15 protein-coding genes are annotated in these 20,608 nt (G+C 59.2%); 7 read left to right on the top strand and 8 right to left on the bottom strand.

Annotation, left to right across the window (positions count from 1 at the left end; genetic code table 11):
* Window positions 1–3 precede the first annotated feature (3 nt).
* The 4 genes from PLU72_07800 to PLU72_07785 all read right to left on the bottom strand — a co-directional run bounded on the left by PLU72_07800 (window position 4) and on the right by PLU72_07785 (window position 5,513).
* Complete coding sequence (locus PLU72_07800; GenBank protein HOT28079.1) at window positions 4–1,596, bottom strand: DUF1957 domain-containing protein; 1,593 nt, start codon at window positions 1,594–1,596, stop codon at window positions 4–6.
* Between the two features lie 45 nt (window positions 1,597–1,641).
* Window positions 1,642–2,919, bottom strand: a complete 1,278-nt coding sequence (locus tag PLU72_07795; GenBank protein HOT28078.1) for a DUF4912 domain-containing protein — start codon at window positions 2,917–2,919, stop codon at window positions 1,642–1,644.
* 290 nt (window positions 2,920–3,209) lie between these two features.
* Entirely contained in the window at window positions 3,210–4,370 is a 1,161-nt protein-coding gene (locus tag PLU72_07790; protein ID HOT28077.1) for a hypothetical protein, read from the bottom strand.
* A gap of 18 nt (window positions 4,371–4,388) precedes the next feature.
* Window positions 4,389–5,513, bottom strand: coding sequence for a hypothetical protein (locus tag PLU72_07785; GenBank protein ID HOT28076.1), 1,125 nt, complete (start codon window positions 5,511–5,513; stop codon window positions 4,389–4,391).
* A 111-nt stretch (window positions 5,514–5,624) separates the two neighbouring features.
* Between PLU72_07785 and PLU72_07780 the strand changes: the two genes are divergently transcribed.
* Window positions 5,625–5,798, top strand: a complete 174-nt coding sequence (locus PLU72_07780) for a hypothetical protein (protein HOT28075.1) — start codon at window positions 5,625–5,627, stop codon at window positions 5,796–5,798.
* Between the two features lie 239 nt (window positions 5,799–6,037).
* On the opposite strand, the gene PLU72_07775 is transcribed toward PLU72_07780, so the two are convergent.
* From PLU72_07775 to PLU72_07765, 3 genes are all read right to left on the bottom strand, one after another.
* Window positions 6,038–6,928, bottom strand: a complete 891-nt coding sequence (locus PLU72_07775; protein ID HOT28074.1) for a hypothetical protein — start codon at window positions 6,926–6,928, stop codon at window positions 6,038–6,040.
* An 80-nt stretch (window positions 6,929–7,008) separates the two neighbouring features.
* Window positions 7,009–8,979 carry a hypothetical protein gene (locus PLU72_07770; protein ID HOT28073.1) on the bottom strand — a complete coding sequence of 657 codons (1,971 nt, stop codon included), beginning with the start codon at window positions 8,977–8,979 and terminating at the stop codon, window positions 7,009–7,011.
* 26 nt (window positions 8,980–9,005) lie between these two features.
* Window positions 9,006–10,664, bottom strand: a complete 1,659-nt coding sequence (locus PLU72_07765; GenBank protein ID HOT28072.1) for a FecR family protein — start codon at window positions 10,662–10,664, stop codon at window positions 9,006–9,008.
* 398 nt (window positions 10,665–11,062) lie between these two features.
* On the opposite strand from PLU72_07765, the gene PLU72_07760 reads away from it, so the two are divergent.
* The 3 genes from PLU72_07760 to PLU72_07750 all read left to right on the top strand — a co-directional run bounded on the left by PLU72_07760 (window position 11,063) and on the right by PLU72_07750 (window position 14,800).
* Window positions 11,063–11,707, top strand: a complete 645-nt coding sequence (locus tag PLU72_07760) for a carboxypeptidase-like regulatory domain-containing protein (protein ID HOT28071.1) — start codon at window positions 11,063–11,065, stop codon at window positions 11,705–11,707.
* A 23-nt stretch (window positions 11,708–11,730) separates the two neighbouring features.
* A complete protein-coding gene (locus PLU72_07755; protein ID HOT28070.1) occupies window positions 11,731–13,098 on the top strand; it encodes a carboxypeptidase regulatory-like domain-containing protein in 1,368 nt (455 codons plus the stop codon).
* A gap of 61 nt (window positions 13,099–13,159) precedes the next feature.
* Window positions 13,160–14,800: a PEGA domain-containing protein gene (locus PLU72_07750; GenBank protein HOT28069.1), complete on the top strand. Its 1,641-nt coding sequence runs from the start codon at window positions 13,160–13,162 to the stop codon at window positions 14,798–14,800.
* A 293-nt stretch (window positions 14,801–15,093) separates the two neighbouring features.
* Here PLU72_07750 and PLU72_07745 read toward each other — a convergent pair whose 3' ends face one another.
* Window positions 15,094–17,034, bottom strand: a complete 1,941-nt coding sequence (locus tag PLU72_07745) for a M23 family metallopeptidase (protein ID HOT28068.1) — start codon at window positions 17,032–17,034, stop codon at window positions 15,094–15,096.
* A 432-nt stretch (window positions 17,035–17,466) separates the two neighbouring features.
* On the opposite strand from PLU72_07745, the gene PLU72_07740 reads away from it, so the two are divergent.
* The 3 genes from PLU72_07740 to PLU72_07730 are packed head-to-tail and all read left to right on the top strand — an operon-like array spanning window position 17,467 to window position 20,538.
* Window positions 17,467–19,650, top strand: a complete 2,184-nt coding sequence (locus PLU72_07740) for a flagellar hook-length control protein FliK (protein ID HOT28067.1) — start codon at window positions 17,467–17,469, stop codon at window positions 19,648–19,650.
* An 11-nt stretch (window positions 19,651–19,661) separates the two neighbouring features.
* Window positions 19,662–20,087, top strand: coding sequence for a flagellar hook capping FlgD N-terminal domain-containing protein (locus PLU72_07735; GenBank protein ID HOT28066.1), 426 nt, complete (start codon window positions 19,662–19,664; stop codon window positions 20,085–20,087).
* Window positions 20,088–20,133: 46 nt separating this feature from the next.
* Window positions 20,134–20,538: a flagellar biosynthesis protein gene (locus PLU72_07730; protein ID HOT28065.1), complete on the top strand. Its 405-nt coding sequence runs from the start codon at window positions 20,134–20,136 to the stop codon at window positions 20,536–20,538.
* The last annotated feature ends 70 nt before the right edge of the window (window positions 20,539–20,608 follow it).

The raw sequence follows: 20,608 nt of genomic DNA, 5'->3' as shown, positions 1-20,608 counted from the left end.
ACGTCACCTGGACGTCGCATAGAGCCTGTAATCTATCTGTGGAAATATATTATCACGCGACTCGACTTCCGACAGCCAGTTCTCGTCGACGGCGTCGGCGCTGATGTCGTGATACAGGCGGGTGAACCGAACGCAGTGGTCCTTCGTGCGCTTGACCGCGTAGGGAACCGTCGTGCCGGTCTTCATGATGAACGCCCAGTCGGAGGCCTGCGCCAGCAGGAGCTCGCGCGCGGCCTGGTTGAGGGCGCGCCGTTTCGTCCCCTCGGCGTGCGGGTACCGGTCGGCCAGTTCGATCATGCGTTCGGCGGCCTTGTGCAGGTGCCGGTAGACCCAGTCGTTGTTTCCCTCGAGCCAGACCTCATGGTATCCCTTGTGGCCCCACGACGACATCGAGGGCATGGCCACCTGATTCTTCGGGTGCGCCGACAGGTATTCGGACGGCGTGATCAGCTGCAGCTTCCGGCTGTCGCATGCGACCTTGCGCAACAGATAATGGATGAAATCAGGCCCTTCGTACCACCAGTGGCCGAACAGTTCGGCGTCGTACGGCGAGACGATGATCGGCGGACGATCCATGAGCGTGTTCAGATACTCGACCTGGCGCTCGCGGCACCACATGAAGTGGCCGGCGTGCATTTCGGCCTTCGCCAGCGCGACGCGGCGGTTGTAGGGTTCCTTGTGACCGCCGCCTCTGGTCGTGATGCGGTGATACTTGATGCCCGTGTTCAACCGAATGCCGGACTCGTGAATATAGGGACGAATATAATCGAGGTCGAGATCAAACCCGATGTCGCGGTAGAACTCGCGGTAGTCGAAATCGCCCGGGTAGCCCTCTTCCGCAGACCAGACCTGCTTGCTGCTCTCGAGATCGCGGCCAAACGCGGCCACGCCCGAAGGCGTGAACAACGGCGCGAACACGCCGTAGCGGGGCCTCGGATGCGCGTGGAGAACGCCGTGCGCGTCGGTGAAGAAGAACCGGATGCCGTGATCGGCGAGCACCTTGTCGTCACCGGGGTTGAACGCGCACTCGGCCAGCCAGATGCCCCGCGGCCTGCGGCCGAGATGGCGCTCGTAATCGTTCGCCGCCAGCTCGATCTGGGCGCGCACCGCCGGCCGGTACAGCTCCATCAGCGGGAGATACCCATGCGTGGCGCAGCAGGTGATGATCTCGAGATTTCCCAGGTCCTGGAACTTGCGGAACGCCCGCACCAGATTGCACTGATACTCGTCGCAGAACAGCCGCCGCGCCCGCGTCAGCCGCTCGCGGTACATCAGCGCCGTGTCGTGAAACTCCGGCATCCAGCGCGTGCGGTCGACTTCCTTCTCGGAAAGCTCGATCAGCAGCTCGAGATGCTTGATATACCGCTCCTGCAGGAGGGAATCGGTGAGCATGCCCATCAGCGGAGGCGTCAGCGACATCGTGATGCGGAAATCGACGCCGTCGTCGACGAGCTTCTGGTAACACTCGATCAACGGGATGTAGGTCTCGGTGATGGCTTCGAACAGCCACCGCTCCTCCATCATGTCCGCATGCTCGGGATGCCGGACATACGGAAGATGCGCGTGCAAAACCAGACAAAGATAGCCGTTGCTCATGACGTACAGGCCTTTCCGCCCCGGAGGGCGCCTACGGGACGCGCATCAGCGCGTCGTTTTCTCGACGACCGGCGTGATCGTCCGCTCCATGTCGCCGTCGGCATTCACGGCGCGGACCGGGATATTCTGATGTCCGTCCGGGAGGGCGAACCGCAGCGTGAACGTGCCGTCCGGCCGCAGTTTCACGTGGTGCCCCTGGACCGTCAGGGTCGCATCGGGCTCGGTCGCGCCGTATACGATCAGTTCGGTATTCACGACGAGCCAGAAATCTTTTCCCTTCTGCGGGGCGCCGCGGCCGACGCCGGGAGAAGAGAGAGATTCGGAGCTCAGCGCTGCCGAACTCAAGGCCGCCGAACTCAGCGCGCCCGAACTCAGTTGCTCGGAAAGCCGCTGGGTCAGCGCATGGCGAAGCTCGCCGCTGCTCGCGCCGACGTTGAAACCGCCGGATGCGCGATAGATCTCGCGGAACTCCTCGTCGAGCACCATCCACTTGTCGTCGATCGTCTCGCTGTAGGTGTCGCGCGGGGTCCGGATCGAGTTGCTGCGCGCGATCAGGACGAACTCTCCCGACGGTGTGATGAGGCCGAGATCGACGAGGAAGGAGCAGTCGGGACGGCCGAGATTGAGATACCAGTTGTTGGCGCCTTCGAAAATATGAATGTCGTAGTAACTGTGCGCGTTCAGCCCGTCGAAGACGATATCCGTCACGTCGTAGACGCGAAGCACGAACAGCGACCGGTCGTAGGCCTCGCCGCCGATGGCGTTCCGCAGCTGCTGGCGGGTGCGGTCCGCGACGTCCCAGTAGGCGTGCGCCCAGTGCGGGTCGCGCACCTGGAGCACGATGCGGGTGTCGCCGTAGCCGAGAGGCAGTTCGCCGGTGAGGCGCTCTTCGCCGGGGCGCGCCGTATCGGGAATCGGGCGGTTGACGACCTGCTTGGCGCGAGTCTGCTCTTCATACCCAGGGATGGCCCGCTTGTCGGACGTCTGAGCGTTCGGTTCAAGGGCCGCCACGCTCTGTTTTCCCGGGACCGGCGTGCGCCGGGCAGGGATCTCAGGCTCTTCGACGGCGGTCTTTCTGGAAGCGCGCTTTTTCGTCGCGGGTTTTTCGGAAGTGCCCTCGGGAGCGGCGCTTTTCATCGCGGCCGGTTTCGTCGCAACCGCTGGCTGGGGAGGGTCATCGGATGCCAGGAGCGGCGTCAACTGCTCAATCAATTGATCTTTCGTCAGCGCAGAGCGCCCCTTGATGTTGAATTTTTGAGCAAGCTTGTACAGCTCCTCACGCGACATTTTCTTCAGGTCGCGCGCATCCTGTCCGCGTGCCATGGCCGCCTCCTCGTATCCTCATGAGTGATTTGCCAAGTGGAAAGAGCAAAATTCATACCAGCACAGAACCTGGAAGTGTGTACAATCTTAGCGCAGGGCGAAAACGGGGTCAACACCCTCCGACGATGAAGCCGTACCTTCCGGCGCCTGCCGGTTATTCGTCGCCGAGAAACGCATCGATGAGGGCAGGAAGAAAAACCAACAGCACGTAATAATGAACGGCCATCACCAGCCCGAACGCGAACCCGAGCATCTGAAACAGCATTCCGCAGGCGCCCCCTTTTCCGAACTTACTTGCGCGTGACGGTCAGATTGAGCTTGATGCCGCTGAACAACTGCGTCGAACGCACGCCTTCCCCGTAAATATCCTGGATGTAGGCGGTCGTGAGATTCACTTCCGTGAATTCAACCGTGTACACGACATCCCCGTCTTCGTGCGTCAATTTTCGCTCGGTAATTCCCTCGTCGGATCGATAGGAGAACTCCCTCTGGTTTTCCCCTTTTCCGAGAATGACGGTGAAAACTTCGAACCTGTGTTCGGGGATGTTCGCCGACTCGTTCGCCGCCTTGAACGTGTAGGCACATTCCGTCAGATCTTTTGAAACGGCGCCGGGATCGGCGAAATCGAGTCTCGTCTGATGAAGGACCGGATTTGCCCGTTCCCGGACTTCCGAGACGGCATCCTTCGGACGCCGGACCTCGAGATAGGAACTGCGCTTCTGGGTGTAAAACGCGACCTTTTCTTCGGCCTCGCCGGCCACCGACGAGCTCGGATAGATGATAAGGATCTGCTTCAGCGTCTCGATGGCCTTTTCGGTGTCGCCTCTGAGTTCCATCAGCGTGGCCAGCTTCAGAAGCCGCTCGGGCTCCTTTTCCTTGCTTTCTGAAACGTAGGTCAGATACTGGATCGCGTCATCGAGCAGGTTCGAGTTGTCCTGCGCCATGAGCGAGGGCTCAAGCTGGAGGCTCTTCAGATAATCGTCGATGCAACCCCGCACGTCGCGCTGGCGGTATGCCGCCATGGCCTTGTTGAACAACCTCAGCGCTTCCTCGTGCTGTGCCATCTTCGGGAGATGCTTGAGTTTCATCGCCGCCCGGCTGACGAGAACTTCGGTAAGACGACCGCTATTGATCGCGAGTTTGTAGTGATACGTCGCGAACTCAAACCGCCTCACCCCTTCGAGACATTCGCCGATCCGGAAGTGCAGTTTCGCCTTCATCGCCGGGTCCGTAACCATGGTCAGCGCTTCGTAGTAGAAGATGACGGCTTCACGAAAATTGTTGTTCTGAAACAACTCCTCGCCGCGGGTCAAGAGGGCGGCCAGTTCATAAGGGGCCGTGAGCGGCTTCGGCGGCAGATTTCCCGGGGACGCGGCGCGAAGGGGAGCCGGGCCGGACGCCCAGAGACAGGCGAAAGCCACCGCGAGCGCGAGACGTTTTCCCTTCGGCATTCTCTTCGGGCGCCCCAATCAGAAGGGCTTCGCCATCGAATCCGAGAGCAGATATCTGGCGAGAAACTCGACGTTTTTCATGTTCGGAACCGTCTCGAGAAGCAGATACAACTCCCGTCCGGCCTCGAGGTCTTTGCGAATCGTCTTGAGAAACGGAACGTAATTGATGTCGCCCCCCTGGAAAATGCCTTGGTAAGCGAGCTCGTTACCGGTCGTCTTCTGATAGGCGCGGTAGGCGTCGTAGGCGAGCCCTTCGAGCGTCTGGCGCTCCTGGGAGTCACCCTCCACGGGATAGGCCCGCCACTCGGCCGATCGCTTCTGATACTCCCGCCAGGCCAGTTCCATCGAGTCTTTCCAGGCGCCCCACTTGTCGATTCCTGGCTGCACCTGGTGCAGCAGGATGATGCTGATTTTTTCTCTGAACTCCTCGTAAACGGCGACCAGATCGTTTCTCTCGAGGTGTGTCCAGCCGGCGTCGAGAGCCAGCATGCAGTCGGATTCGCGGTTGATGCGCCGGAACAGGTCGAAGGAGAGGCCGCCGGTGCGCACGTGCAGGGTGATGTCGAACTGCTTCGCCGCGGCGGCGAGGATTTTCAACTTGGCCCGGAACTCCTCCCCGGCCGCGGGATCGAGAAACAGCCCCGGCCGCGACGTCGGCACGATCACGTTCTTCACCCCGAATTCCTTCGCCAGTTCGATGATCGGAAGGCACTCCTCTACCGTCAGCGCGTGATACCGCTCGGGCTCGGAAACCGTCCGGGGAACGGCCAGGAAGCAGTCCTTGAACGTCACGACGGGAAGCGGGGTTGCCGGCTTTTTCGGGGGCGGCGGCTGTTTCCCGCGCGACGCACGCTCGACGGGCGGCTCGGGCGGCGGTTCGTGGACCGTCGGAATGACCTCGGGAAGCGTCAGGACCACCTCGATACCAAGGCTGAGCGCCTTCTGAAGGACGTTCACGAAGATCGTCCGATACGTTTTCAGCCCCGGATCGTTCACGCGAAGGTCCATGAAGTGAATCTTCCCGCGCCACTTGGCCAGGGTGCCGTTGCGGCTGACCGATATGGCCGGTGACAACGGATCGTAACCGCCGGCGGCGGCCTGTTCGACGGAACCGATGAAGAAACGGGTCTCGGAGCTGTTCATGGCAGGCATCTTACCACATTTCGTTCTTTCCTCTCAATTTTTCGGAGAAAGATGCCGATATTCAACGTAGAGGGAAGAAAACCCCGATGATTGTCTAAGGAGGCAGGAACGGTGAAACTGACCAAAGACGAGGCCTACTACATCCTGACGAATCTCGACCTGTTCGTGACGAACTTCGAAACGGCCACCCGGAAAAAAGTGACCCCCGGCGCGCTCCAGATCATCCAGGAGATCCTGACCGAAGTGTCCTTTCCCAACGGCCCGAAATCCGACTGCATCCACTGAGGGCCTGATCCGGCCCTGATATACGAGGCCCGCGCCGCCGAACCCGAACGGTTCGAGCGGCGCGGGTTTGCTTTGCGCCTGATTCGATGAATTTCTCCTCGTCTCATGAGGAACACGGCAGTGTATTCGCACCCTTGAGTCCGTTCGTGCTGAGCCTGTCGAAGCACACGTGTTCTCGCCCTTCGACAAGGTCAGGGCGAACGGGAACGGGAAACTCGCTTATGTCATGGCAGGAATTCCTATCTCACCTTGTCGGCCAGATGCGCGATGAGAACGAATCCGAAAATGACGAGAACCACCACGAGTAGCCATAACTGGCTCGGTTCCTCCTGGGTGACGACAATGTTGCCCCGCGAATCCCGCTTGACGACGGGAATACATTGCGACCGGCCGAATACGTGCTTCGTCTGGAACACCCGCGCGAGTTTTTCAGCCAGCAGATTCGCGGCATGCAGACTCTCCCGGGAAAAATCAGAAACCGGAATGATTTTTCCCGAATCCAGCACCACGACCGTCGCATACTCCCACCAATGCCGCGTGGGGCCGTGCTTTCCCTGTTTGGACGTCTTGTGAACGCTCGTCGTCGTGCAGGCGACGATCTTGCTGAAAGGCGCGACTGACCAGTCGAAATCGATCGGACCGAAGTGAAAATGGAAAAGGAACATCTTGTTCCGCAGGTCGACGACGTAGTAGTTGTCCGTCCACCAGTACAGCCAGAAGGCGATTCCCAGGGGAATCAGCGAACTAAAGAAGATCGGCAGCGCCGATTTGTCTTCGAGGACGGCGGTCATCAGGAGAATCCCCGACAAAACGCAGGCGAGAACAAAGATCGTTAGAAACAGCTTCTCGAGAGGAGTGGTCAGGTCCACTTTCAGCCGCCCCGGGCCGGCAGTTTCCAGGCCGCTCGCAAGCAGATCCGCGCTGGTGATCGTCGAGCCCGACCTGCTGACGCCGGCAAATCCTCCGCCGGAAGCAGGAGGCGGCGGAGGGGGCATGATGCGCCCGCTGACGCCCGAACCCCAGGACCCGGCCGCCACGGCGGGCATGCGTCCGGTCCTCTGTCCGCGCGACGGCGGGGGCGGGGGCGGGGGCGGCGGCGGCGAAGAGATGACATCATCGAATTCAACCACGGTGTTCCTCCCGTTGCGGCCTTGAAAAAACCCCTCCCGTTGCCGGAAGGGGTTTTCTGCGGAGAGTCGCGATCACCCGATCAGAAATCGTAGACGAGACTGCCGTAGAAGTCCGTGATCGTGACGGGCTTGGTGAAGTCCCAGAGCAGTTCCTGGGCGAGGGTGTCGAACGACCGGTAGAACGTCTTCTCGGTCGAGGCGGACAGCTGGAGTTTCAGATCATCGCGAAGCACGAAGTTGACCTTCGCGAGCAATAACGGGTGGGCGGCATCGTTCCAGCCGGCGGCGGCGGCGCGCTCGTGCGAGAACTTCTTGTATCCCGCCTCGAGGAGCCAGTCGTATTTTTTGGGTTTCGCATAGGCCGCGCTGAGCACGGTCGCGATGAACTTGAAGTCGGGGTAGGTCGCGGCCTCATACACGCGCTTGAGCAGTTCGTTCCGCCAGGTCAGCTCAATCTTGCTGGGCAGTTTCCAGACCGCCTTGGCGATGAACTCGTTCTCGCGAAAATCCATCGTGTTGTCGGTCAGCCCGTTGCGCCGGTGGAAGATGTCCTCGAGGCGCAGTTTGAAGTTCTTCGAATACTTGCGCTCCCACATGCCCGAGAACTCATGGTTCTTGTGGGTCTTGTTGCGGGTGTTCTCGATGTTTGCCGTGTACAGGTGGCCGAGGCGCCCCTTGGTTTCCTTGTCAATGGTTATATTTGCCGTGGTATGCAATTTCAGTTGGGCATACCCGCGGGGACCGTCGCTGGGATACAGGCGTTTCTGCCACTCGTCCTCGAAGGTCCAGCTGAAGGTCTTGCTGACCGGAATGTCGTAGCGGAAGCGGAAGTAGTTGTCCCAGTATGTGGATCGGAACAGGTTGACCGCCTCATTTCCATAGTGGCGGGCATCGTAGGTGTTCGACACCGAGATGTCGCTCTTGTTGCCTTCGTAGGACCGGCTGAACTCGCCGTAATACGTGTGGTTGATGTAGTCGAGGTTCGGCGAGTTCTTGTAGCTGCGCCAGTTGTGGGTCCCCTCGAAGAAGAGGGTGCCGTTCGGGACGAAGTAGGTCGTCTGCGAGTTGTAATTCAGCTGCGTGAAGTCGGATCGGCTGTATCTCGGATACACGCGGCCGTCGACGCCGAGATTCATCAGGTATTCATACTTTCCCTGCTTGCTGTTCCAGAACGCCTCGGCCAGGTTGTCGCGGTAGCTCTTGAGGTCGGCGTCCGGATACCAGACGTGGTGCAGGGTGTCCTTCAGGGTGAACGATGTGTTCTTCGAATGCTGATGCAGCCAGGAAAGAGCAAGGATGTTCTCCTTGACCAGCTCGTTGCGGCGCCGCTGGAGCATCTTCTCGTCGAGGGCCAGCTTGTTCCTCGCATCCCGCTCGTACATGAGCGACAGCTTCGCCTGGGACAGGTTGTTCGGAAGCGCGGTGTCGGCGTCGGTATAGCGTTCGTTGCGGTTTCGCGCTTCGAGTTTCAGCGTTCCGGTGACCCGGACCTTCTCGGGCTCGGATGCAGCTTTCTTCTCGGCGGGTTCGGATTTCGCCGGCTCCGTCGCCTTTGCGGCCGGGGCGGGTTCGCCGGTCGGCTCAGTGCTTTTCGAGGCGGGAGCGACGTCGGCTTCGTATTCCGTCTTGCCGGTGTCGACCGCAGGGGCCGCCGTGCGTTCCTGGAACCGGCTCATGTGAAAGTCGCGAACTTTGCGGTACAGATCGTCGATCCGCTGGAACCCGTCGAGCAGGTTGGCCCGGTCGGCGGGATAATCGCCGGAAACGGACTTGAAGAGATCTTCGAGGAGGTCATATCGCTTCTGGACGAACTCCATCTTCTCGTCCGCCTCGTCCTTGATCGCGGCGAAGGCGTCGCTCTTTACATCGAGCTTCAGGTTCGTCGCCTTGCGGTCCATTTCCTGGAGTCGCTGGAGAGCACTCACGAAATCGGGCTCGTATCTCCTGAAGGCGTCGAGAGCCTTCGAACTGGCGACGGACAGGGCGAACGCCTGAGCACTCACGAGAATGAACGCAGCGATCATCAGCACGCCGGTGATTCTGTTTCGCATAGTATGCTTTCTCCCTTGTTGTGCGCTCATCGGTTCAGGATGGTGTTGAGCTGGTTCTCGAGATCGTTCAGCTCGGTCTGCAGAACATCAGCCACCACGCCGAGCTGGCTGAACGAGTCGGAAATCCTCGTGAACATCTCGGCCAGCTCTTCCTGTTCGGTGGTGCGGTATTTCTGACCGGAAGCCGCGCGCATCGTGGAATCGTACATGCGCTGGGCGCTGATGTATTTGCGGCGGGCGATCGAGAACTCGTTCAAGATGCGCAGGGACTCTTCCAACTGGCGTTTTTGAACGTCGATCGACGTTCCCGAGATGCTGTTATAGGCGTTGATTTTTTGCTGGAGAGCGAAGATGGACGCGCTGACAAGGTCTTCCAGCTGCTGCATTTCGGTCAACGTCGAGGGGTCGACGGGAACGACGGCAAGATTCCGAAGCATCGTGCCGATCTTGGACTGGTATGCGGCGATCAGCTTCAAAAGCGACTGAGCGCCGGCGTCGGTCGGGCTCTTCTCGAGAAGCGTCGAAACGTTTTCGGCGAGAGGAGCAAGCTGCGCAAGGGCGTCGGTGCAGGTGTCGATCGAGGCGCGGAACCAGTCCTGACCCTGGACGGGATTTCCCTCGAGCTCGCGCATAATCGAATCGACGGTTTCGAAGACGGCCTGGGCGCTGTCGCGGATCGGCGAAAGCTCTTCCTCGAGGGAAACGGCGGCGGTCTTGAACCGAACCTTCATCATTTTCGACGCCTCGTTCTGGTAGCTCTGTATCGTCGCCCGGACGTCTGCGATCATCTTCTGGTAGCTGACGAGCCTCACGCGGTCCTCCGCTTTGAGGTCAGGCGTGGCCAGGGCGTTCGTCACCTTGAGTTGGATCGAGCTGAGAATGATGCCGTCTTCCATCAAGGCGCCGATGAATCGCTCGACTTCCTTGAAGAATGCCTGGGAAGCTTCTGCGGTGACCGATTCCTGCCCAAGAAGCGTTTTGTATGAATCCTGGACCGCCGCAAATCTCTCGGCTTCGCTTTGATGGATCTGACGCAACACATCCGGAATCTCGTTCAACTGGATCGACTCGCCCAGCCTGCCGAGCTGGTCTTTCCATTTTTCCTTTTCCTTGTCGACGTCGATCGTATTCTTTTCGGCTTTGCCGCCGGCCTTTACGATAAGTTCTTCGCCTTCGTTGACCGCCACACGCTCCTGGGTTTCCCTGATGAGTACTTCAGCGATACCGCGCAGCACGGCGATTCTGTCTTCGCTTCCATCGGGATTGCTCTCGCAGGTGATGTTCGTTCCCTTGATGCCGGCGACGGCTTGGCTCATCTCGATTTCCATCGTGCCGTCCTGGACCATTTTCTTCACGTTCACCCAGATGTTGCCGGCGGCGAGCTTGATCTTGCTTTCTTTTTTCGTGGGAGAGCTGAGAATGATTTCAGTGCTCGGCTTCATCACAAAGGTCGACATGTCGGCAAAGCTGAGGATGGCGCTCGAATCGAGGCCTGTCTTGATGTGGTCGTCCGTGAAGAGTTTGCGGTCGATCTTCGCGAACTCCCATGCTTCTTCATCGTCGCCGGGCCGAACTTCGACCTGGCCCGCCAGGTCGGAAAACACGACGCCGGCGTCTTCCAGGGCCATCGCGACGGCACCGAAACTTAACAGGAAAGCGAAAACGGCGAACAACAGACGCTTCATACCAGACTCCTCATAGAGTTTCACTCTTGTCGACTTCCTCTCATAACCGCTGCGTTTGCACCATTCCGAACCTTTTATATACCGAAACGTATACAAACAAATGGAGCTGAACGCAGACAGCCCCGGGTGGGAATACTATCATGGCGTACAAGTCGAGTCAATGTTCATCGAGAATGCGACGATGGCCGCTGGCGTGCGCTTGTCAGGCGGCCTTCGTTTCAAGGGGGCCGTGCTGATCATCATTGTCGACATATTGTAAACACCGGATCGATGTGATATATTTTCGCTGCTGCCGTACAGGAAAAAGAGCGGCAGCGTTTCGGTTCCCGGCAGAAATCGCCACGAGCGCCGGAATGAGAGGCTGTTCGATGCTTCCTACCTTTTTAGGAGGATACAACGTGTACTATGTTTCCCCTTCTCGGAGAACCCTGTTTCTCCTGCTCCCCGTGCTTCTGACCTGCATGCTTGCCCTGACGGGCTGCCTCGGCAAGGGCGACCCCTCGACGACGACGAGGCCGAACGCGCCGGAAGAGGCGGTACGCGGTCTCGTGGCCGAATGGACGGGCAGCGCTCACCCGCTGCTCGCCCAGACTACGGCAACGCAGACGATCACGTTCCGGGATATCAATCGAACCAACTCGTGGACGTTCGACGTCATCGGTGTCGAGTTTCCCGTATCCGGTATCGCCCATGTCTACACGCGATACCGCTTCGGGGATGTCGCCGCCACAACCGTCAACGTCAGGTTCGAGCTCTCGCTGTATGAGGGCCGCTGGGTCTTCGAGAACTTCGTCATCGAAACCCTCCCCTCGTTCGTCGTCACCGGTACGGGCGTTCAGGGCTACATCACGGATGCCCAGTCGGGCCTGCCCGTCCAGAACGCCGCCGCGGCCCTCTACCAGGGCGATGTCCGGGTCGCCGAAACCCTGACCGATGCAAACGGCTATTACTACCTCGAAGCCCCCGCTGCCGGCACCTACACGCTGATCGTCGCGAAGGACGGCTTCGAGTTCCTGACCGTTCCGAACGTCACGATCGAATAGATTTTTTTGAGGGAGATCTGAACATGCGCAAATCATTCGTCACCCTGTTGTCCCTGGCCCTGTTCCTCGGCGTCCTTCTCACCGTCGGCTGCGGCGGCGGAGGTGGCGGCGGAGGCAGTTCCAGTCCAGTCACTCCGGTCGCGGATGGGTCGCTCGCCGATCTGAACGGCAAAGTGACCTATCTCGGCAAGCCGGTCGCAAATGCGGCCGTGTACCTGATCAAAGTCACCGACCAGCAGAGCGAACTCTCCAGGCGTGCGTCACTGTTGAGCCAGCCAAAGCCCGACTTTTCGGTCCTGACGGCAGATGGCAACGGATACCAGACCACGTCTGACGCGAACGGCAACTACACGTTCGCGCAGGTTCCGGTCGGCACCTATACGCTGGATGCCTCGATCTCCCCGACGATCAGGGTTTCCCAGTCGGTCGTGGTCGGCGCCATTTCGAACCTCGATCTCGCCCTCAAGCCCACCGGCAGCATCTCCGGCAAGGTCACCTTCAACGGAAATCCCGTCCAGGCGATGGTCTTCCTTCAGGGAACCTCGTATATCGGCATCACCGACCTCGCCGGCTCGTTCAAGATCATGAACGTTCCCGTCGAGACGACGCCCTATACCCTGGTTCCGGTCATCCCGAGCGGCTATTATCCCGGCGGATCCGTTCGCGTTGCCCCTGACGTCAAGACTTCCGATCAGACGCCGGCATCCCCCCAGCCGGAAACCTCGACCGTTCAGGCCACCGTCCGGGCCTCCGCCTCGAGCTACACGTTCAAGAATTCGCCGGTGCTGGTGACTCCTGTCGCCGGAACGAACACCGATCTCGGAACGCTCGAACTCATCGCCGCCATGGGAACGCTGACCGGCATCGCTCAGATCCAGGGAGCGAACATGCATAGCGGGATTTACGTCTCTGGAGGCGGAAGTTATGCCTACACGGATTCGGAAGGCAAATATACGCTCCAGAACGTCTATTTCGGCCAGCATACCCTGACCTTCAGCAAATACTACGGCAGCGAAGACTATACGGGATCGACGGTCGTGCTCGTCGATGCGGTCGCCACGAAAACAGTCGCCCTTGTCACCCTGCTGCCCCGAAGCGCCACGACGGCGAAGGTCGACGTAAGTCTTGCCGGCCTTACCGGCACCGGGGGATATGTATATTACTATCTTTATAATCAGAACAATCCCGAAAACGAACTCTATTATGGGTACAGCACCTCTCCATCAACCTCCAGCTACTACCTGAACCCCGGAACGTATTACGTGCGAATCGAACCGGGCAGCAACTACAACCTGCTGAACCCCGCCGCCGGCTCGACCGACCTTCTCGCCTCGATTACCGTCGCGGCCCGCCGGGAACGCCTCGTTCGTCGCCCGCCTTCAGTACAATAAGGCGAACCTCACCGGCACGATATCGGGCATCGACGCGAATTTCCCCGTCAGCTACGTTTCTCTGAACCCCGGGTATTCCGGGTATGTCAGCGGCACCAGCTACTCTATCTCGTTGATCACCCCCGGGGTTTACACGCTGTCCGTCTCAGCGCCGGGCTATTCGGCGTTTTCCACCTCCATCACCCTGGCTGCCGGCAATAACACGAGAAACATCACCCTCACCCCGACCTTCCCGACCGTGAGCCTCGTCAACTACGCGGCCCCGACGGTCACGGTGACCGGCACGCGGCTTGGGACGGCTTACCTTTACATTGCGCCGCAGGGAGGGAGTTACAACACCTACACCCCGACAACCCAGTCTGCAAACCAGCTGACGCTGGACGTGACCGCCTTCAATCCCGGCGCATACACGGTGAAGGCCTACGGAGCGGACGGCGCCGTCTCGGCCGGTTCGGGCAGCTTCTCGAAGCCCTTCACGACCGGTCCGGCCACCACAACAGGCACAATCGGAATGACGTCCTACACGATGAACTGGAACTACCTCCTTGGAGCCACACAATACCTTGTTTACATGAATGGCACCTATGTGACGTCGACAACGTCCAATTCCTACACGTTCACGGGCCTGACACCGAACACCGCCTATACCTTCGGCGTGGAAGCCGTCGGAAACGGCATCTCTAATAGCCCCCGGACGAATGTCACGGTTACGACAAGAAGGGTGTTCACCGCTCCAGTGGTTTACGACTCCACCCGGAGTATCGGAACTCTCGAGAAATCGTTCGTTTATAACGGCTATCTCTACGCCATCGGCAGCACGAGCGGCGTCTATTCTATCGTACGATACATGCTGGCCAATCCTGCGACACCTGCCGACCCCCCCGTTGCGCTTCAAGATCCGGTTATGCCTGGATACAGCACCGTCAGAGATCTTTATGTTGATTCTTCAGGCGTATATGTGGGCTGGACCGAATCATTATCTGTATATCTACAGAAATACAATCTGACACCAACCACCCCCGTAAATACGTATTCAGCCAGCTTCGCCATGGCGGCCTTCGGAATCAAACTGAAGGCCAATAATAATACGGGTGTCACAGCGGCACTTCAGGCTGTTTCCTGGAACAGTGTCGGCGTTGCGTCGCTAACGTATTTCAACACGACTCCGACTACTCTGGTCGCGGTTGCCACCGTGGCTATCACCCTTCCGGTCACCCCGACGGCGATGGAATGGACGTCCTATACCAGCAGTGGCAACAGTCCAAGAACCGCCCTGATGATTTCCGATGGCGCCGGCGGATACATCGTGGATTCCAATCCGGCTCTCACAGCCTCGACGACATCTTATTTCTCCGGAAGCGCCTATGATCTTGCTGTGTCTCCGAATCTGGGCTATGCTTGGGGCGATTCGGGTGACTTTGGTACCGTTCATTATGTCACGGACAGCATTACCCTTGTCCCCGGATACCTGCAAACTGCTTTCGATGCGAACAATCGACTCTACACCATCAACAATAACCCATATTCAATCGCCCGGTATTCGGCAGTCGGCAACAGAGAGGACGGCATAGCGCTGCCGAATCTTGAGTCACCGGCCTTCGGGAAACGGGTGATCCATTATGACGCCGTGAATAACCAGGTCGTTGTCATCGCCCCTGCGAACAGCAATCTTGGGGTCATGATCTTCAAAGTCCAGAATTAACCCGTTCTCAGGAAGAACCCCGGGGCCGGCATATCGGCTCCGGGGTTCTTCTTTAATACTCGTCTCATATGTTACGCAACAACTATCGCGTGTGAAATATATCGCATGCGACCTGACATGATATAGCCGTTCGCCCTGAGCTTGTCGAAGGGCGAGAGCTTTCGTGCTTCGACAAGCCCAGCACGAACGGCATCGAGTATGCAAGTATATGCGGATTCAGGGGACGTGATATCGAATATGAACGTTCGGTATCACGTCCCCATGATTTCTTCGTGGTGAAGCTGGCCCTGAGTCTAGCGGTTGGAGGTGAGGGTTCGGGGGTTGCCGGCGTTGTCGGAGACGGTGAGGACGACGTTCTTTTTCGATTTGCCGGGGCCGATGGGGACGTAGATTTCATCTTTGTCGGGGTCAGAATCGGGGGAGACGCTTTCTCCGTTGACGGTGGCGCGGGCAGATTCGTAGTCGACGCCCTCGCCCGTGTCTTCGACGCCGAAGACGGCGCAGAGACCAAGACGTTTCACGGTACGTCGTGGTTTCACCGTGATGACGGGCGGAACGGCGTCTTCGAGAACCACGCATGGGCGCAGACATCGCGAGGTGACGGACATGGTCGACTCCCTCCCCTCGCCGCCCGAGTATGATCGGGCGTTCCCACTGGCTTCGTAGATACCGAGCCTTCGTGATGCCGTCAGGCCTTTCAGGTCGATTTCGAGCCGGATCGGCTTCGCGGTGACGAGCCAGGGGGGCGAGAACTGCCAGACCGGGCTTTTCGCGGGAAGAATCCCCTTTTTGGGTGAGCCGCCGGGGCGTGGAGCGTTATCCACGATATCCAGCCTGGCCAGGACCGGGAAATTCAGAGCTCCGGCCGGGATGACCACCCGTGCCCCATCGACTGCAACGGTTCCGCCGCTGACCGGCACGAAGACATGCTGAGGAAGAATCGTTTCTCCCCCGCATCTCGCACCGCCCGCCCAGCGTTCCTCGTTCGGGAATGCCACCTGCACGACGCCGTCGGGACCGAACGACGCCGGGAGTTCCGCAACGCCGCCGGAGGCATCCGCGCACGTGACGTGCGTATAGCCTGTAGTATTTTTGGCATCCGCCAGGACCGTTTCGGCGACGACGCCGTATGTGGTGTAGTGGCACCGGCGAAAGCGAAGCGTTCCGTCGAACACGTTTTTCGCCTGCCGAAGGCCGCGCGTATCGACGCGCCCCTTCGCGACGATCCTGTTGCCGCCGAAATCGACGGCCTCGATCGTCATCTCTTCGACGCTTCCAGGGTTCTCTCCGAGGGCACCGCTCCAGGGGGCGAACCCTTCGGAAAATCGCAATGTCTCGAACGGCCAGCGGAACATCGTATACACGTATCCGGCCCCGGGAAGGCTGGTTCTGGGGTAATCGTAAATCCAGGATGCCTGAGAATTCTCATCGTATCCATATTGATTGAAACTGCGCCGGAGCAGAACTTTCCCGTTTATAGCCATAGATATATGTTCGACCCCGAATTTGTTCCCGCCTTCTCCGTTATCGACGAGCCCGACGGAAAACCCGCTTTTCCCTTCCAGCACGGGAACGCCGTCCCAGCCCCAGGTCCCGTCCTTCTGCCGTTTGATGGAAACGGATGCGGGCAGAAACCCGCCGTTGATCCTGGTTTCCGGAGAGAGCGGATCGACATGCAGGGAGAGAAACACCGGGGGGATCGTATCGGGCACGGTCAGTCCGACGGCGGACGGGGAGATGGGATCGTCGTTGAACCGTCGCAGTTCGAAGTGCAGATGGGGCGGCCCGAGGCCGGTCTCGCCGGTGAAGGCGATGACCTGCCCCTTTTTCACGGGGAACCGGTCGGGCCCGAAGCTGTCGTCGATGCCGTAGCGGGCCTTCATCTTTTTCAGTTTTTCGGCGACATACGCCGCGACGGGGCCGGCGAAGTCATCCAGGTGGCCATAGACGGATCTGACGCCGAGTTGCGGATGATCGACATACAGGGCGTATCCGAAGCCCCGCCACTGGACTTTCACCCGCGACACGAAGCCGTCGGCGGGCGCCTTGACGGGGAAACCGGTTGTGAGGCGCGTCCTCAGGTCGACTCCCCCATGAAACCGCCAGCCGCGGGATTCGCAGAAACTCGAACTGGGACTGATCTCGATGTCGAGAGGCCACCGGAACTGGTCGGCCAGCGATGGCCCGACGGCCGCGAGCCCAGATAGTATAGATGCAACAATTATTTTTTTCATGTGCCCCGTCCCCCTTGTTTTGAAATGGAATCATACCCTCCCCCGTGCCCTCCGTCAAACCACAACCTTGAAGCAGGAAGGGGAGAGGCACAACACCTGAATCATGGAGGGCACTGAGGCTTCACAGAGTTGCGCCACAGGGGCGGGTTTCAAACCCGCCCCTACAGAATATTGGCCCCGGGCATGGGCGGTTCGCGAACCGCTCCTACGGGTGTAGAGCGGTTGATGTGCGTCTACGTGGTGACAAATTTTTCTGTGACTCTGTGGTGAAGCAATGTTTCGTATCTCTGAGAGGAGCATTCGTTTCGAAATTCATTTTTTTTCATCGAAGGGGCGCAAAGGGTCTAAAGGTTCGGGATGAAAATGTCGATACAGATTATGGGGAAGTAGCATCTTCCCGAAACTCAATCGAAAGGAGGTGAAACCATCGTCATGAAAACAGCCACAGATCACGTGGATACCAGTTCCCTGGTGAACGTCTTCTTCACGAAGTCCTTCACTCCGCCCTCACAGACGCAGTCCGGACCCTCTTCGTTCGGAGAACTCCTGTCGGGTCTCGTGAACTCAAAATCGAACGTCTCCTTCTCGTCGAAGCCGCAGAAACCTGCGGCGACAGAGCGAACCGCATCGGCCGGCAGGCCTCAGGAAGTGTCTCAACGTCCTTCCAAGGAGCATGCGGTACAAACCGGGAAAGATACCAAGCGCATCGATCAAAAGCCCGAGAAACCGAGGATGTCCTCCAAAGACACCACGCCCGGGGTGCGCGAAAAGCCTTCCTTCGAAAAGTCCGAAGGCTCCAAACAAGCCTCGGATGCGTCCAATGCCCTCGAGGTTGAGGTTCTCCAGGAAAGCCACAAGATCGTCAACAAGCTGAATTCTAACGATGATTCATCGGCTGAATCCGCACTCTCGGCCCTGCGTGCGGATGAAACGGTCGGCGAATTCTGGCAGTCGCTCGATGACAAGACTGCCCTGGACCTGATCGAATCCCTGGAAGCGATGACGCCCGACATCCTGGCGGCAAGCCTCGAACTCATGAAAGCCATGAAACCCGAGGTCCAGGCCGCAGCGCCCGAGGTTGAAGAACAGCCCGACCTGATCGAAGCCGTCGACGCCATATCCGAGGAAGACCAGCCCGACATGCCCGAAGACGGGGAAGGAAGTTCCGAGGAGACGGATGAAATCGAGGCGGTTTCGGCGCAGGCCGTTCCCGTCCAGGCAGCGGTCCAGGTCCAGGAAACGGAAGCCGTTTCCGAAACCGCGGGGATTCCCGTCGAAACCGAAGCGGTAAGCGCCGTCCAGGAAACGAAGGCCGACACGGCCGCTGCGCATTCGGCGCAGGAAGCCGCAAAGCCTGTCGTGTCCGAGAAGAAGCAGGAAGCTTCGGATGCGGGAAAACCGTCCGACAAGCCAGCGACCGATTCGCAGTCCGACGAGGTTCTTTCGGCGCTCCGCAGGAATCCTGAAACGGCCGAGTTCTGGAAGAACGTCGATGACGAGACGGCTCACAAACTGCTGTCGGTCCTGTCGAAGATGAAGGGCGGGAGAACCGGAGAGAAACTGGTCGCGACTCTCTCCGATGAAAAGCCGGTTGAGACGGTTCCCGAGACAGATTCCGAGATGACCGTCGACACGTTTTCCCAGACGATGGGGAGCCAGGTCGAAACGACGGCCGGTGAAAAACGGCCTGAACGGAAACTCCGTGAGAAATCAGACGCGAAGGAACCATCCGCGGTCACGACCGAGGGCGAATCCGGCGTCGAGCCCGAGCGGAAAGCCACGTTCGGCAGCGACGTGAAGTCGCTGCGCCAGGAGTATCGGGAAGCACGGGAATCACGCTCTCACTCCGCATCGGCCCAGACGGGATCCGCGGGCGTCACGGGCGCGTCCTCCGGCGCCTTCGCGGTCACCACGTCAGCCCAGGTGGCCATCAGCGGCGACGCTCCGGACATTTCCGACCTGTTGAAATCCTTCCAGTCTCGCGGGGAAACGGGAAAAGCGGACGGGCACCAGGCGCTGAACGCCGCTTCCAACCAGAACGTCAAGCGGGTCAGCATGTCGGGGCACGAAACGTCGCGCGAGTTCTCGTTCACACGCGACAACCCGTCGAACGCGCAGTCGGTCCGTTCCGACACCTCGCAGTCGAAGGGCGGCGACACGGTGAAGTCGGCGATCTTCTCGCAGATCATCGAGAAAGCCGAGTTCTTCAAGGGACCGCAGCAGATCAAGTTCATGACGCTCCAGCTCAAACCTGAGGCGCTCGGAAAACTCGAAATGCAGCTGGCGACGAAGGACGGGACGGTGACGGCGAGAATCTCGGCCGAAAACGCCGTGGTGAAGGAAAAGCTGGAGCAGCTCGTTCCCCAGATTCGCGAGCACCTGGAGCAGCAGGGCGTGAATATCCTGCAAATTTCCGTGGATGTTTCGCGGAGAGAATCCGATGGAAGTGATAGAGGGATGTCGAACGGCGAGCATCAGCCCGGCTTGCGGATCGGCTCCCGGCGTTCGTCCCGAAACGGTTCTGCGGATTCGGACGCGGTCGAATCCTCCGTTCTCATCAATCCGGAAATCAGAAGAATGGCGTTACACATCAAGGCCGTCGACGTGACGGTCTAGGAGGCAGGCACATGGCTCTCGAGCTCGTTGACACCGTTGCTCCCGGAACAATGGGACCATCAACCACCAGGAAGACCAAAGACCTGGACAAGAACGCGTTTCTGCTGCTGCTGACGAAACAGATGCAGTATCAGGACCCTCTTTCACCGATGGACAACACGGAGTACGTGGCCCAGATGGCGAACTTCTCGACGCTCGAGCAGATCACCAACATGGGCAAATCGATCACCCAGCTCGTCAGCGCTCTTGGCCAGAATTACAAGACCGAGGCGATGACGTATCTGGGAATGGAAGTGAACGCGACGCCGTCGGGCCAGGTCGAGTCGATCACCGGCGAGGTGACGGCGGTCCGGTTCGAAAACGGCGAGGCGGTCTTCACGGTGAACGGGCAGGACATCAAACTGGCCGAGATCAACAACGTCAAGTTCCCGTCCTGAGATTCCGGAAAGCGATTCTGACTTCGGGAGAACCAGGTAACGTTCGATGGATCCAAGATTCAGTATAGGTCCGATCACCCCCACACGCACCGCGACGCCATCCGCTGCGGTGAAGCCGAATGCCGTCAACGGAAACGGGTTCGACCTGGCGCTGCGGGAAGTCCTGACGCGGACCACCGGCCTCCGGAGCGGCCTGAACGTGACGGCGCACGCCGAGAAGCGTCTCCAGGAGCGAAATATTCCGTTCGATACGGAAACGAAACAACTCCTGGGCGAAGCCCTCGACGAACTCCAGGCGAAAGGCGCGCGTGACTCGCTCGTCCTGACGGGAAACGCCGCGTTCGTCGTGAACGTGCCGACGCGGACTCTCGTGACCGCGATGGACCCGGCCGATCTGCGAGATAGAATAGTTACACAGATAGATAGCGTGAGCATCAAGCATCACGCATGAGGAGCGCGACAAACCAACCATCTGACACGGAAAGGAAGGTGAACATCTCACTGAAAGCGACATAAGCAGT

This window comes from Candidatus Ozemobacteraceae bacterium, from assembly GCA_035373905.1.
GTDB lineage: Bacteria > Muiribacteriota > Ozemobacteria > Ozemobacterales > Ozemobacteraceae > MWAR01.
Note: the sequence above shows the minus strand (reverse complement) of the source record. Positions and strands in the feature narration are given on the sequence as shown.